12 protein-coding genes are annotated in these 14,469 nt (G+C 70.1%); 8 read left to right on the forward strand and 4 right to left on the reverse strand.

The annotated features are described in order from the left end of the window. The first annotated feature begins 35 nt into the window (after window positions 1–35). Window positions 36–707: a class II aldolase/adducin family protein gene (locus ACX9MN_RS11160; RefSeq protein ID WP_489724426.1), complete on the forward strand. Its 672-nt coding sequence runs from the start codon at window positions 36–38 to the stop codon at window positions 705–707. A gap of 12 nt (window positions 708–719) precedes the next feature. Here the strand turns inward: ACX9MN_RS11160 and ACX9MN_RS11165 are convergent, their stop codons facing one another. Both ACX9MN_RS11165 and frc read right to left on the reverse strand, forming a co-directional pair. Next, window positions 720–1,652 (reverse strand): methionyl-tRNA formyltransferase, encoded by a 933-nt coding sequence (locus tag ACX9MN_RS11165; protein ID WP_091976521.1) that lies wholly within the window; start codon window positions 1,650–1,652, stop codon window positions 720–722. Between the two features lie 189 nt (window positions 1,653–1,841). Then, the gene (frc, locus tag ACX9MN_RS11170; RefSeq protein WP_020092016.1) at window positions 1,842–3,119 is read right to left on the reverse strand and encodes a formyl-CoA transferase; all 1,278 of its coding nucleotides are present in this window, start codon (window positions 3,117–3,119) and stop codon (window positions 1,842–1,844) included. Window positions 3,120–3,590: 471 nt separating this feature from the next. Between frc and ACX9MN_RS11175 the strand changes: the two genes are divergently transcribed. After that, complete coding sequence (locus ACX9MN_RS11175; protein ID WP_012319741.1) at window positions 3,591–3,869, forward strand: hypothetical protein; 279 nt, start codon at window positions 3,591–3,593, stop codon at window positions 3,867–3,869. A 5-nt stretch (window positions 3,870–3,874) separates the two neighbouring features. On the opposite strand, the gene ACX9MN_RS11180 is transcribed toward ACX9MN_RS11175, so the two are convergent. Then, window positions 3,875–4,567, reverse strand: a complete 693-nt coding sequence (locus ACX9MN_RS11180) for a hypothetical protein (protein ID WP_020092017.1) — start codon at window positions 4,565–4,567, stop codon at window positions 3,875–3,877. Window positions 4,568–5,002: 435 nt separating this feature from the next. Here ACX9MN_RS11180 and ACX9MN_RS11185 point away from each other — a divergent pair, with 435 nt between their 5' ends. The 3 genes from ACX9MN_RS11185 to ACX9MN_RS11195 are packed head-to-tail and all read left to right on the forward strand — an operon-like array spanning window position 5,003 to window position 8,396. Beyond that, on the forward strand, window positions 5,003–6,883 hold the full coding sequence (locus tag ACX9MN_RS11185; protein ID WP_489724427.1) for an MHYT domain-containing protein: 1,881 nt from the start codon (window positions 5,003–5,005) through the stop codon (window positions 6,881–6,883). Further along, window positions 6,883–7,335: a response regulator gene (locus ACX9MN_RS11190; protein WP_020092019.1), complete on the forward strand. Its 453-nt coding sequence runs from the start codon at window positions 6,883–6,885 to the stop codon at window positions 7,333–7,335. The genes ACX9MN_RS11185 and ACX9MN_RS11190 overlap by 1 nt, the downstream gene beginning before the upstream one ends. After that, window positions 7,332–8,396, forward strand: a complete 1,065-nt coding sequence (locus ACX9MN_RS11195; RefSeq protein WP_020092020.1) for a sensor histidine kinase — start codon at window positions 7,332–7,334, stop codon at window positions 8,394–8,396. The genes ACX9MN_RS11190 and ACX9MN_RS11195 overlap by 4 nt, the downstream gene beginning before the upstream one ends. A gap of 10 nt (window positions 8,397–8,406) precedes the next feature. Here the strand turns inward: ACX9MN_RS11195 and ACX9MN_RS11200 are convergent, their stop codons facing one another. After that, window positions 8,407–8,970 (reverse strand): TetR/AcrR family transcriptional regulator, encoded by a 564-nt coding sequence (locus ACX9MN_RS11200; RefSeq protein ID WP_489724428.1) that lies wholly within the window; start codon window positions 8,968–8,970, stop codon window positions 8,407–8,409. 97 nt (window positions 8,971–9,067) lie between these two features. Here ACX9MN_RS11200 and ACX9MN_RS11205 point away from each other — a divergent pair, with 97 nt between their 5' ends. Genes ACX9MN_RS11205 through ACX9MN_RS11215 form a run of 3 tightly spaced genes read left to right on the forward strand, consistent with a single transcriptional unit; the run spans window position 9,068 to window position 14,353 of the window. After that, entirely contained in the window at window positions 9,068–10,171 is a 1,104-nt protein-coding gene (locus ACX9MN_RS11205) for an efflux RND transporter periplasmic adaptor subunit (protein ID WP_489724429.1), read from the forward strand. Further along, window positions 10,168–11,265 (forward strand): efflux RND transporter periplasmic adaptor subunit, encoded by a 1,098-nt coding sequence (locus tag ACX9MN_RS11210; RefSeq protein WP_489724430.1) that lies wholly within the window; start codon window positions 10,168–10,170, stop codon window positions 11,263–11,265. Before ACX9MN_RS11205 ends, ACX9MN_RS11210 begins: the two co-directional genes overlap by 4 nt. Before the next feature lie 22 nt (window positions 11,266–11,287). Further along, complete coding sequence (locus ACX9MN_RS11215; RefSeq protein WP_489724431.1) at window positions 11,288–14,353, forward strand: efflux RND transporter permease subunit; 3,066 nt, start codon at window positions 11,288–11,290, stop codon at window positions 14,351–14,353. Window positions 14,354–14,469 lie beyond the last annotated feature (116 nt).

Consider the following 14,469-nt stretch of genomic DNA (forward strand, 5'->3'; position numbering starts at 1 on the left):
TGCATACCGGGAACCGGGCCTTCCGGAGATCGGGCATGGACAGGGACGAGCAGATCGCGCGCGAGGGCGTCGTGGCGGCGGCGCGGGCACTCGACGCACAGGGGCTGAACCGCGGCACGTCGGGCAATGTCTCGGTGCGCTTCCGCGACGGGCTCCTGATCACCCCGTCGGGCGTGCCCACCGAACGGATCGGACCGGACGACGTGGTCCGGATGGGTCTCGACGGCACCCACGCGCCGGATCGGAAGCCGTCATCGGAATGGCGCTTCCACCGAGACATCCTCGCGTCCCGTCCGGGATTCCACGCGGTGGTCCACGCGCATCCGGTCTACTGCACCGCCTTCGCGATGTGCGGAGAGGCCATCCCGGCGATCCACTACATGATCGCGGCCTTCGGCGGCCCGACGGTACGCTGCGCGCCCTACGCGCCATACGGCACCGCGGAACTCTCGGACCTCGCCCTCGCGGCGCTCGTCGACCGCAACGTCTGCCTCCTCGCCAATCACGGGATGATCGCGGCCGGGGCGAGCCTGGAGAAGGCCCTGTGGCTCGCCGTCGAGCTGGAGACGCTCTGCCAGCAATACGCCGTCGCGCGGCAGATCGGGACGCCGATCATCCTGTCCGACGACGAGATCGGCACGACGGTCGAGCGCTTCCGCGGCTACGGTCTGAATGCGGCGCGGCCGACCGCGCCGGAGACGACCTGAGGCGCGGCTGACCTAGCGCCCGAGAAACTGACCGACCGCCAGTCCGGCCTCCCGGGCGTACTCGGCGGCCGCGACCTTCTTGCCGCCCTCCGCCTTGACCTTGCGGATCTCGAGCCGCCCGCCCTGCGCGCAGACGCTGAAGCCCTCGTCGTCGACGGCGATCACCTCGCCGGGCTTGCCGACGACGTCGGCGAGCTTGCGGATCCGATGCAGGCTGCAGTCGAAGATCTGGAGCTTCTTGCCGTCGTGCGTGGTCCAGGCACCGGGCGCCGGGTTCGCCGCGCGGATCAGGTTGTAGATCTGCTCGGCGTGGGCCGACCAGTGGATCTCCGCCTCGGCGCCGCGGAACCAGCCCTCGTAGCTCGCGGCATCCTCGTCCTGATCGATCTCGACATGCTGGCCGGCCACGACGAGGTCGGCCGCCTCGAGCATGGCCTCGACGCCCATCGGGAACAGGTTGTCGAAGTAGACGTCGCCCAGGGTCGCGTCGGCGCCGATCGGGCAGGATTTCTGCAGGATCACCGGCCCCTCGTCGAGGCCGTCGGTCGGCCGGAAGATCGTCAGGCCGGTCTGCAACTCGCCCCGGGCGATCGGCCAGTTGATCGAGGACGGGCCCCGGTAACGCGGCAGCAGGCTCGGATGATACTGGATGGTGCCGTGCTTCGGGATGTTGACGAAGCTCTGCGGCGCGAACTGGAGCACGTAGGCCATGATGCCGATATCGGCGTTCAGGCCGCGCATGGCGTCCTCGGCCTCGGGGCTCTTCAGGCTGGGGAACTGGAAGACCGTCAGCCCCTTCTCGACGGCCGCCGTCTTGAGGACATCCGGCTTGGCACCGGGCTTCTCAGGCGCGCAGAACACCGCCGCAACCTCATCGCCTCGTTTGAGGAACGCCTCCAGGACCGCTTTTCCGAAATCCTGTTGACCGATGAAGGCGATGCGCATGCAGGCTCCTGGGTGTCATCCGGACCCTGAGCAGGGCCGGGGAGAAACAAACCGAACGCGGGCTCGGCGGCGCGACCGTGCCCCGGCTGTCGAACGGCGTCACCCGGAATCCGGGGCCGCGCTTCACGCACGCCCCCGGATTGTAACATCGGCGATCCGGGATCTCGCCCCCGGATCGCCGGAGACCGATCACTCCGCCGCGATCTTCTGCACCGCGCCGATCGCGCCAGATTCGGCGATCTCACCGACCTCGGCCTCGGAGTAGCCGAGCACGGAGCGCAGGATCTCGTCGGTGTGCTCGCCGAGGAGCGGCGAGCGGGTGACCTCGCTCGGGCTCGCCGACAGCTTGATGGGGTTGCCGACCGTCAGGTACTTGCCGCGGGTCGGGTGATCGACCTCCACGATGGTGCCGGTCTTCCGCAGGGACTCGTCCTCGGCGATCTCCTTCATCGACAGGATCGGGCCGCAGGGGATGTCGTACTTGTTCAGGGTGTCCATCACCTCGAACTTCGACACCTTCATCGTCCAGGCCTCGATCCGCGTGAAGATCTCGTTGAGATGCGGCAGGCGGGCCTTCGGGGTCGCGTAGTTCGGATCGGTCTTCCAATCCGGCTCACCGATGATGTCGCAGATCGGCTCCCAGACGGCGGCCTGGGTGATGACGTAGATGTAGGAGTTCGGGTCCTGCTCCCAGCCCTTGCAGCGCAGGATCCGGCCCGGCTGGCCGCCACCGGAATCGTTGCCCGCACGCGGGGTCGCCTCGCCGAACGGGATGCCCTCGCCGAATTGGCTGTACTCCCTGAGAGGCCCGTGCGCGAGACGCTGCTGGTCGCGCAGCTTGACCCGGCAGAGGTTGAGCACGCCGTCCTGCATGGCGCAGTCGACCTTCTGGCCGAGGCCGCTCTGGGTCCGGTGGTAGAGCGCCGTGACGATGCCGAGGGCGAGGTGCAGGCCGGTGCCGGAATCGCCGATCTGCGCGCCCGTCACCATCGGGATTCCGTCGCGGAAGCCCGTCGTCGACGCGGAGCCGCCGGCGCACTGCGCGACGTTCTCGTAGACCTTGCAATCCTCGTAGCGGCCCGGACCGAAGCCCTTCACGGAGGCCAGGATCATCCGCGGGTTGACCTCGTGGATCTTCTCCCAGGTCAGGCCCATGCGGGCGAGGGCGCCGGGCGCGAAATTCTCGACCAGGACGTCGCATTCCTTGATCAGCCGCCAGAGAACCTCCTTGCCCTTCGGGTTCTTCGAGTCGAGCGTGATCGACCGCTTGTTGTGGTTCAGCATCGTGAAATAGAGGCTATCCACATCCGGAATATCCTGAAGCTGCTGACGCGTGGCGTCCCCCGCGCCCGGCCGCTCGACCTTGATGACGTCGGCGCCGAACCAAGCCAGGAGCTGCGTACAGGTCGGGCCGGATTGAACGTGGGTGAAGTCCAGGATGCGGACGCCTTCGAGGGCCTTGGTCATGATCGGTCTCGGAGCTGGAGTCGGTTTGGGGATGTCGGAGGGCGGCTCAGGCCGCGCGGGATATCGGTTCGATGCCTGCACGGGCCCGTGACGCGCGTGCCGCGACTGAGGGGCAGGGGCCTTCCATCCTCGAACGGATCATGTCTGTTCTCCCTCCCACAGCGCGGTCCCGTCGTATCGCGACACCGTCACGCGGACCCGGGGTGACGAGTCCGCCAATTTGTATACCACATGCCATTTGCCGGATGCGAGTGCCTATTGTGGACACCTCCGGCACCGGCCGATGGCCGACCGTAAGCCGGTGCGGGCTCGCGCTCAACACGCTGCACAGCGTGCAGGGGGTCCGGGGCGGCGACCCCTTGGCATTCGCCGACAGGCGGTCCATGATTTCGCCAAAATTGCCCCAGCCGCGGGATGAAAAACGCGTCGCGGCCGTGGGTGAAACGATGTAACGCTGCACGAGGAACGCCCATGCTCGCCAGCACCAGCCTGATCAAGTCGTCCTGGATCGCCGTCGACGTCGCCCACGACCGCGCCGAGCGCGTGTTGGTGGTCGAGACCTACATCGCCGTCAGCCCGCTCGAACCGAATTACGACGCCGCGCAGTACGAGCGGGTGCTCGCCTGCGTTCAGAAGGTGCTCAAGACGCACCCGGAGATCGACCGCGCGTCGATCCTGAGCATGCATCGCGGCTCCGGCTGTACGGCTCTGTTCCGCGACACGCCCGCGAAGCAGCCCGCGGCGGCCTGAGGCGTTCAGGCCTCGCCGCCCTCGGTCGGTCGGGACAGGTCCGGCGGCTCGAGGGCGACGCGGGCCGCGTGGAACCACCAGAGCGGGATGTCGCGATTGGCCTTCGCCAGTTCCGACGCCCATCCCTCCTTGGGCATGACGTCGGCCCGGTCGGCGAACAGGCGCAGCGCCGCCTCCGCGCGCTCCCGTCGGCACCGCTCCTCGATCGCCCGCCGCTCGGCCTCGGCGCGGGCGTCGGTCTGCTCGATGAGGCGCCGGGTCGCGAGATCGTCGGCGTCGAAGGCGAATTGCTGCCAGAACGCCTCGGCTTCCCGCGCGACATCCCGCTCGCGGCGCAGCGTCGCGAGCGCTTCCTCCGCGGTGTGCCGCGCCGTCTCGGCGGCCTCGGCGCGGGCGACGAGGCGGTTGTTCGCCTCCAGCAGCTCCCGCTCGCGCTCGGGCGACATCCGCTGCCGGCGCAGCACCCGCAGTTCCTCCTCGTCGGCATGGCGGGCGGCCATCAGGTCCGCGAGCGGACCGGCCGCCAGGGCGTCGGCGGATCGGCGATAGCGCTCGCGCAGGCCCGGGTGGCGGGCCTCAAGGTCCGTGTCGGTCCAGGCGGCGCGATCCTCCCCGTCCGTCCGCTCGCAATCGTACAGAGCCTGCGCCAGGGCTTCGCGCAGGTCGTCCGGAAATCGTGCCGCGGCGTGTCCGTTCATGAACCTGCATTCGCGTTGAGCGATCGACAGAACCTAGAACGCGCGCGCCCGCCGGGAGAGACCGTCGCTGTGTGACGAACGCGTTTTTTTTCGACGCGGCTCGGCCGCGCGGCGGCGGCGATACGCGCCTGTCCACCGAGGCGTTCCGGCCGGGATGACAGCGTCGCCGTCATCCAGCCTCCGCGCATCCTGTCTGCCGGTCTCGTCTGACGGGAGTCGCGGTGGATCATCGCTGACCCTGCTTGCCTGAGCCTGTGTGGCGCGCACCGGGATGCCGATCGCGATGGCCGATCCGCTCTGGTCCCGGCGCCGGTCTCGGAGCTCGCCAACGCGGCTCGATGTTCGGTAGCTTCATGCGTCTCGGAATCGCGATAGCGCCGACGGATCACCCGGGATACATCGCGAGGAGGCTCCTTCACGCGTCGATCGCAGTCGATGGTCCATACTGGCTACAATCCGGCGCTGGTCGCCCTGTCGATCGGCCTCGCGATCTTCGCGTCCTACACCGCCCTGGACCTGGGCGCGCGGATCCGCGGGCCCGTCGCGGGACCGCGCTGGCCGTGGATCGCCGGCGCCGCCCTCGCCATGGGCGGGGGCATCTGGTCGATGCACTTCATCGGCATGCTGGCCTTCGAGATGGGCCTGCCGGCCGCCTACGATACCGGGCTCACGCTCCTGTCCCTCGCGATCGCCGTCGCGGCGACCGGCGCCGCCTTCCTGTGGGTGGCGCGCGTCGGCGACGGGACCGGCAGCCTTCTCGTCGCCGGCCCGCTGATGGGCCTGGGCGTCGCAGGCATGCACTACACCGGCATGGCGGCGCTGCGGATCCCCGGCGACCTCGCCTATAGCCCGGCGATCATCGCGCTTTCGGTGGCGATCGCCGTGACCGCGGCGACCGCCGCCCTGTGGCTCTCCTTCCGGCAACACGGCGTCTGGCAGAAGCTCGTCGCGGCCTGCGTGATGGGCCTCGCGGTGGCGGGCATGCACTACACCGGCATGGCGGCGGCGACGATCACCGCCGAGGCGGGCGGCGCCCACGCCGCCCACGCGGTGACCAGCGCCCCGGCTCAGCAGAACCTCGCCCTCTACGTCGCCGGTGCCACGTTCCTAATCCTGTTCCTGGCGATGCTCGCCTCGTCGCTGGACCAGCAGCGCGTGCAGCGCGAGCTCCAGGCGAGCGAGGCGCGGTTCCGGGCCGCCGTGCAGGCCGTGCGCGGCGTGCTCTGGACCAACGATGCGACGGGCCGGATGCTCGGCGAGCAGCCGGGCTGGAGCGCGATCACCGGTCAGACGCGGGCGGAGTATCAGGGCTACGGCTGGGCCGACGCGGTCCATCCCGACGACATGGAGGCCTCCGTCGAGACGTGGAACGCGACCGTCCGGGCGCGGCGCACCTACGTCCACGAGCACCGGGTCCGGGTCCGCGACGGGACGTGGCGACACTTCGCGATCCGCGCCATCCCAGTCCTCGACGCGCGCGGCGAGATCCGCGAGTGGGTCGGCGTCCACACGGACATCACCGAGCAGCGTCAGGCCGAAGCCGACCTGCGCGAGTCCAACGAGGAGATCCAGCGCTACGCCTACATCGTCAGCCACGACCTGCGCGCGCCGCTGGTCAACGTGATGGGATTCACGAGCGAGCTGGAGGCGACCCGGACCGAGGTCGCCGCGGCCCTCCGGGGTCACCCGGCTGCAGAGCGGCTCGACGCCGATTTCGGCGAGGCGCTCGGCTTCATCAAGGCGGCGGTGAACCGGATGGAGGGGCTGATCGCCGCCATCCTCAAGCTCTCGCGAGAGGGCCGGCGACAATTCTCGCCCGAGGCCCTCGACATGACGAGCGTGCTCCGCGGCGTGGCCGATGCCCAGCGGCATCAGGCGGAGGCGGTCGGGGCCACGGTGACGATCGCCCGCGACCTGCCCGAGATCGTCGCCGACCGGCTCGCGATCGAGCAGGTCTTCGGCAACCTGCTGGACAACGCCGTGAAATACCTCGACCCGAGCCGGCCCGGACGGATCACCGTCACGGCCAAGGCCGTGGGCGAACGCGGCGTCTGCTTCTCCGTCGCCGACAACGGCCGGGGGATCGCCGCGCGGGACCATGCCCGCGTCTTCGAACTCTTCCGCCGATCGGGCGCCCAGGACCGCCCGGGCGAGGGGATCGGTCTCGCCCACGTGAAGGCGCTGGTGCGCTCGTTCGGGGGCCGGATCGAGATCCGTTCAGAACTCGGTGTGGGCACGACGTTCGACGTGACCTTGCCGCACGGGACAGCTACAGCGGTCCGGATCGACCCCGAACCGGCGCCCATCGCCGCCTAATGAGCGTGGAGCGGCCCGTGCACCCCGTCAGCATCGTGATGATCGAGGATGACGAGGGCCATGCGCGCCTGATCGAGCGCAACATCCGACGCGCCGGCGTCAACAACGACATCGTGCCGTTCCGCAACGGCACTTCGGCGCTGGACTATCTGCTCGGGCCGGACGGCTCCGGCGAGGCGAGCGCCCGACGGCACCTGCTGATCCTGCTCGACCTCAACCTGCCGGACATGACCGGCCTCGACATCCTCGAGAAGGTGAAGGCGAACCCGCACACGCGTCGGTCCCCGGTCGTGGTCCTGACCACGACGGACGACAGCCGCGAGATCCAGCGCTGCTACGACCTCGGGGCCAACGTCTACATCACCAAGCCGGTGAGCTACGACGGCTTCGCGAACGCGATCCGCCAGCTCGGTCTGTTCTTCTCGGTCATGCAGGTTCCGCAGAACCCATGACTGCTCGGCGTGCCAGCGGGGACGGCACCGCCGCGGCGGCACGCATCCTCTACATCGACGACGATCCCGGCCTCGGCCGCCTGGTCCGGCGCGCCCTCGAGGCGCGCGGCTACGCGGTCGAGCTCTGTCCCGACGGCGCGGCGGGGCTGGCGCGGCTCGCCCAGGGCGGGATCGACGCCGTCGCCCTCGACCACCACATGCCGGGACAGACGGGCCTCGACCTGCTGCCCGAGATCCGCGCGCTGCCCGAGGCGCCGCCGGTCATCTACGTGACCGGCTCCGAGGACAGCCGCGTCGCCGTGGCGGCCCTGAAGGCCGGAGCGGTGGACTACGTCTGGAAGGACGTCCAGGGTCAGTTCCGCGAGCTGCTCGGCGAGGCCGTCGCCACCGCCCTCCGGCAGGAGAGCCTGCGGCGCGACAAGGAGCGGGCCGAGGCCGAGATGCGCGAGGCGCGCGACCGCGCCGAGCTGCTGCTGCGCGAGGTCAACCACCGCGTGGCCAACTCCCTGGCCCTCGTCGCCGCCCTGGCGCACATGCAGCGCAACGCCGTCACGGACCCGGCCGCCAAGGCGGCGCTCGACGAGATGCAGGCCCGGATCTCGGCGATCGCCGGCATCCACCGCCGCCTCTACACGTCCGACGACGTCGAATCCGTCGAGCTCGACGCCTACCTGCAGAGCCTGGTCGAGGAGTTGCAGGCCGCCATGCGGGCGAGCGGGCGCGACCACGCGATCCGCCTTCGTGCCGCGCCGGTGAGGCTCTCGACCGACAAGGCCGTGTCGGTCGGCGTTGTCGTGACCGAACTCGTGACCAACGCCTACAAGTACGCCTACCCGGTCGGCACGTCGGGCGAGATCCGCGTCGCGGTCGAGCGGGACGCCGCCGACACCGTGCTGCTCGCCGTCGAGGATGACGGTATCGGCTGGACCGGGGAGGGCGAGGTCCGCGGCACCGGTCTCGGGTCGCGCATCGTGCGCGCCATGGCGTCGAACCTGCGCTCGGCCCTGTCGTATGCCCCCCGAAGCGCCGGGACGCGCGCCGTCCTCGCGTTCCAGGCCTGAGCGTCCGGATCTAGCCGCCGGCTCGCCCGGCGATGCGGTCGAGGGCCTCGAGCATCGGCGCCAGGGCGTCCTCGTCGAGTTGCTGAAAGCCCAGCGCCCGGCTCATGAACAGACCGAGGATGGCGAAGTACAGGACGGAGCCCTCGCCCGGGGGAGCGCCCTCGATCCGTCCGAGCTGGTCCAGCTGATCCGCGACGAACGCCTGGAAGTCTTTCTGCGCCTCCGGTGACTCCATCGATGCCAGCAGGAGTGCGCGCGCCGCTTCGTTGTCGTCGCAGTAGTGCCCGCGGATATGCGACACCATCGCCCTGGGAAGCTGCGACGGGCCGGCCGGTATCTCCCGCGCACAGGCGTCGATCTCCGCGCGCACGTCCGCGAGCTTGCGGGCGACCAGCGCGCCCACCAGGGCGTCCTTCGACGCGTAATGGTGCAGGACGCCGCCCTTGCTCAGCCCGGCCTCGGCCGCGACCGCGTCGATGGTCAGCCCGCGGACGCCTCCCTTCAGGAGAACGGCCGCGGCCGCCTCCAGGATGATCTCGGGGCGCGCCGCCAGTCGCTGTCGCTTCGCCTGCATCACGGACCTGCACTAAAAACCGTCTGGACGGTATGTAACGGATGGCGTAGGAACGCGCCACGCAATTCGCACGAGTCGCGCCGACACGGTCGATCGCATGAACCGCATCGCCTTCCTTCCATCGGCATCCGCGCTGCTGATGTTAACCGCGCTCGGGTCGATCGGGTGCGCCCAGGCCGCACCCGAGACGGCGCTCGACTCCGCCGTGGCGCGCGTGCGGGTCGTGCAGGCGCGTCGCACACCGATGGCGCTCGACGTGGTGGTGACCGGCGACGTCCAGGCCCAGGCGCAGGTCAACGTCTCGTTCCGGACGAACGGGAAGGTCGCCGAGCGGCGCGTCGAGGTCGGCGACCACGTCTCGGCCAATCAGGTCCTCGCCGTCCTCGAACCCCTGACGCAGCAGGCAAATCTCGACAACGCCAAGGCCGCCCTGGCTTCGGCCGAGGCGCTGCTGACGCAGGCGAAGATGTCGTACGAGCGCCAGAAGCAGCTCCTGGCCGGCGGCTTCACGACCCGCTCGACCTACGACAACGCCGAGCAGGAGCTGCGCACCACGCAGGCGGCGGTCGACTCGGCCAAGGCGGCGCTGGGAACCGCGCAGGAGCAGTTCTCCTATACCGAGCTGCGCGCGGGCGTGTCCGGCGTGGTGACGAGCCGCAGCTTCGAGGTCGGCCAAGTGGTCCAGTCGGGCCAGACCGTGCTGGTCGTCGCGCAGGACGGGCCCCGCGACGCGGTCTTCAACGTCTACGAATCGCTGCTGGCCCAGCCGCCGGCCGGCGACACCGTCGCGGTGGCGCTGCAGTCGGACCCGTCCGTCACCGCGGTCGGGACCGTGCGGGAGATCTCTCCCACCGTGGATGCCGCCAGCGGCACGGTGCGGGTCAAGATCGGCCTTAAGTCGACGCCCGCCGCCATGGGGCTCGGCGCCGTCGTGATCGGCCGCGGGCGCTTCGCGCCGCACGAATCGGTGATCCTGCCCTGGTCGGCGCTCTACCGCTACGACGGGAAGCCCTCGGTGTGGGTCTACGATCCGGACCGGAAGACCGTCTCGGTCCGCGCGGTGGAGATCGATCGCTTCGGCCCCGATATCATCGCGCTGAAGCGCGGCGTCGAGCCGGGCGAGCGCGTGGTCGTCGCCGGCATCCAGTTCCTGCGTCCCGGCCAGACGGTCGCGGCCGCCGAGATCGGAGACCGCCCATGACGGCGCGCGCGTATCTCGTCCTGGGCCTCCTCGCGACGGCACTGGCCGGGTGCAACGGTCACGGCGAGGAGGGAGGCGAGGCCGCGGCGGCCCCGGTCCGTCCGGTGCTGACGCAGGTTGTCGTACCGAGTGACACCGTCACGTTCGGGCCGTTCGCCGGCACGATCGAGCCGCGCTACCAAGCGCAGCTCGGCTTTCAGATCCCCGGGCGCATGGTCGCGCGGGACGTGACGATCGGCGACCTCGTCACCCGCGGCCAGCGCCTCGCGGCCCTCGACACCATCGTGACCCGTTTCGACCTGACCCGCGCCGAGGCCGACTTGGCCGACGCGAAGGCGCAGGCCGAGAACGCAGAGGCCGCGGAGTCGCGGACCCGGCGCCTGATGACCGGCAACGCCGTCTCCCAGGCGACGCTCGATCAGGCTGTCGCCAAGCGCGAGACCGCCCGGGCCCGGGTGGATCAGGCGATGGCGAGCCTCCAGAAGGCCCGCGACCAGATGGGCTACACTGAGCTGAAGGCCGAGTTCGACGGTGTCGTGACCCAGCGCCTCGCCGAGGTCGGCCAAGTGCTCAGCGCCGGCCAGGGCGTCGTGACCGTGGCGCGGCCCGACGTCCGTGAGGCGGTGGTCGACATTCCCGAGGCCCATGTCGGGGCTCTGCCGTCGGACGGCGTGTTCACCGTCGCGCTCCAGAGCGCGCCGGAGCTGACGGCGCGCGGGCGCGTCCGCGAGATCGCGCCCCTCGCCGAGTCGGGGACGCGGTCCAAGCGCATCCGGATCACCCTGGACGATCCCGGCCCGGCCTTCCGGCTCGGCGCGACCATCAACGTGTCGCTCATGCGCAAGGTCGCGCCCACCGTCCTTCTGCCCGCCTCGGCGCTGCTCGAGGACGGTGACCGCCGCTCGGTCTGGGTCGTCTCGCCCGACGGGAAGTCGGTAGCGCGCCGCGACGTCACCGTGGCGGCGCGGGACAACGCCGAGGACGGCCGCGTCGCGGTCGTCGCCGGCCTGAAGGCCGGCGAGCGCGTCGTGGTCGCGGGCGTCCACGTCATCGAGGAAGGCCAGGCCGTGCGCCTGACCGACGGCGCCGTCTGATCCGGCCGCACGGGGTTTTCGCGTGAAGGACTTCAACCTTTCCGACTGGGCGCTCGGGCACCGCTCGTTCGTCTGGTTCCTCATGCTGGTCTCGCTGATCGCGGGCCTGATGGCCTACACCCGCCTCGGCCGTGAGGAGGATCCGCCCTTCACCATCAAGACCATGGTGGTGCAGACCACGTGGCCGGGCGCGACCATCAAGGACACCCTCGATCAGGTCACCGACCGGGTCGAGAAGGAGCTCCAGCAGCTCAACGGCCTCGACTTCGTCCGCAGCTACACGACGCCCGGATCGTCGACAGTCTTCGTCCAGTTCCGCGACACGCTCAAGAAGAACGAGATCCAGCCGGCCTTCTACCAGGTCCGCAAGCGGCTCGGGGACATCAAGGGTCAGTTCCCGGAGGGCGTGCAGGGTCCGTTCTTCAACGACGAGTTCGGCGACGTCTACGGCAATATCTACGCGTTCACGGCCGACGGCCTGACGCACCGGCAGCTGCGCGACTACGTCGAGGGCATCCGCACCGAGGTCCTGCGGGTGCCCAATATCGGCAAGACCCAGCTGATCGGCACGCAGGACGAGACGATCTACCTCGACTTCTCCACCCGGAAGCTCGCCGGCTACGGCATCGATTTCCAGGCCCTGATCAAGGCCCTGCAGGCGCAGAACGCGGTCTCGGCCTCCGGCGTGGTGCAGGCCGGGCCGGAGCGCATCTCGCTGCGGGTCAGCGGCTCCTTCGCCTCCGAGGCCTCGCTCCAGGACTTCAACCTGCGGGTCAATGACCGCTTCTTTCGCCTCGCCGACATCGCCGAGATCAGCCGCGGCTACGAGGATCCGCCCGCACCGCTGTTCCGGGTGGACGGCAAGCCCGCGATCGGCCTCGCCATCGCGATGCGTCCGGGCGCCAACCTGCTGCATTTCGGAGAGGCGCTGAAGGAGCGCATGCGCGCCATCGAGGCCACCCTGCCGCTCGGTGTCGGCGTCCATCTCGTGTCGGACCAGCCCAAGCAGGTCGAGCACGCGGTCGGCGGCTTCACCCAGGCGCTGGTCGAGGCCGTCATCATCGTGCTGGGGGTGAGCTTCGTGAGCCTCGGCGTCCGGGCCGGCCTCGTCGTCTCCGTGTCGATCCCGCTGGTGCTGGCGATCGTCTTCGTCGTCATGCAGATCATGGACGTCACCCTCCAGCGCATCTCCCTCGGCGCGCTGATCATCGCGCTCGGCCTCCTCGTCGACGACGCCATGATCACCGTCGAGATGATGGTGGCCCGCCTGGAGCGGGGCGACACGCTGCGGAAGGCCGCCACCTTCGCCTACACGTCGACGGCGTTCCCGATGCTGACCGGGACGCTCGTGACGGTGGCGGGCTTCCTGCCGATCGGCTTCAACGGCTCCGGCGCCGGCGAGTACACCTACTCGCTGTTCGTGGTGATCGCGGCCTCGCTGCTGGTCTCCTGGGTCGTGGCGGTCCTGTTCGCGCCGCTCGTCGGCGTCACGCTCCTGCCGAAGACCATGAAGCACCACACGGAGAAGGAGGGGATCTTCACGCGCCTGTTCGTCTGGGCGCTGCGGCTCGCCATGCGCTGGCACTGGACGACGGTGGTGGTCTGTCTCGGGCTGATGGCGGCGGCCATCGTCGGGATGGGGCACGTGCAGCAGCAGTTCTTCCCGTCCTCGGACCGGTCCGAGGTGCTGGTGGACCTGACCCTTCCGCAGAACGCCACCATCGCCGAGACCCGGGCGCAGATGGACCGGTTCGAGGCGAACCTGAAGGACGATCCGGACGTGACGAGCTGGTCGTCCTACGTCGGCGAGGGCGCGGTGCGCTTCTACCTCCCGCTCGATCAGCAGCTCGCCAACGCGTTCTTCGGCCAGATCGTCATCGTCACGAAGTCGCTGGAGGTGCGCGACCGCGTGATGGCGCGCCTGCAGACGATCGGCCTGCGCGACTTCGTCGGCACCGACGTGCTGGTGCAGCCCCTGAGCCTCGGGCCGCCCGTGGGCCGGCCGGTGCAGTACCGCCTCAGCGGCCCGAACATGGAGACGGTGCGCCGCCTGTCGCTCGACCTCGCCAACGTGGTGGCGGCCGACAAGCGCATCGACGTGCCGACCTTCGACTGGAACGAGCCCGGCAAGGTGCTGCGCGTCGAGATCCTCCAGGACAAGGCGCGCCAGCTCGGCGTGACCAGCCAGGACGTCGCCGGCATCCTGAACGGGATCGAGGGCGGGCAGGCGATCACGCAGGTCCGGGACTCGATCTACCTCGTCAACGTCGTCGGCCGCGCCCGCGCCGCCGAGCGGTCGTCGCTGGACACCCTGCAGTCGCTGCAGGTCGGTCTCGCCAACGGCACGGTGGTGCCGGTGCTCGCCTTCGCGCGGATCGGCTACGATCTCGAGCAGCCGATCGTCTGGCGCCGGGACCGCCTCCCGACCGTGACGGTGCGCGCCACGATCCACGACGCGACCCAGCCGGCCACCATCGTGGCCGCCCTGCAGCCCGGTCTCGACGCCTTCATCAAGGCGCTCCCGGAGGGCTACACGGTCCAGACCGGCGGCGCCGTCGAGGAATCCGCCAAGGGCCAGGGCCCGATCGCGGCCGTGGTCCCGGTCATGCTGCTGGCCATGGCGTTCCTGCTGATGATGCAGCTCCAGAGCTTCGGCCGGATGCTCCTCGTCTTCACCGTGGCACCGCTCGGCCTGATCGGCGTGGTGCCGGCGCTGCTCCTGTTCGACAAGCCGATGGGCTTCGTCGCCATCCTGGGCATCCTGGCGCTCATCGGGATCATCATCCGCAACGCGGTGATCCTGGTGAGCCAGATCGAGGAGTTCCGGGCCGAGGGGATGGCGCCCTGGCAGGCGGTCTTCGAGGCGACCCACCACCGCATGCGGCCGATCCTCCTGACTGCGGCCGCGGCGAGCCTGGGCCTGATCCCCATCGCCCGCGAGGTGTTCTGGGGGCCGATGGCCTTCGCGATGATCGGCGGGATCCTGGCGGCGACCTTCCTGACGCTCCTGTTCCTGCCCGCCCTCTACATCGGCTGCTACCGCATCCGCCCGGAGACGGGCGGCGCGCCGGCGCCCCACGCTGGCTGATCGGCCGGATCACGCGATCGCGGCGCCCGCGGGCGCCGCGAGGAACGGTCGGCCCGCCCCTCCGCCCCCTCAGGGCGGGCCGACCGTGACCAAGTTTCACGCGGGCTGGGCCACAC

Source organism: Methylobacterium sp. 1A (assembly GCF_058072805.1).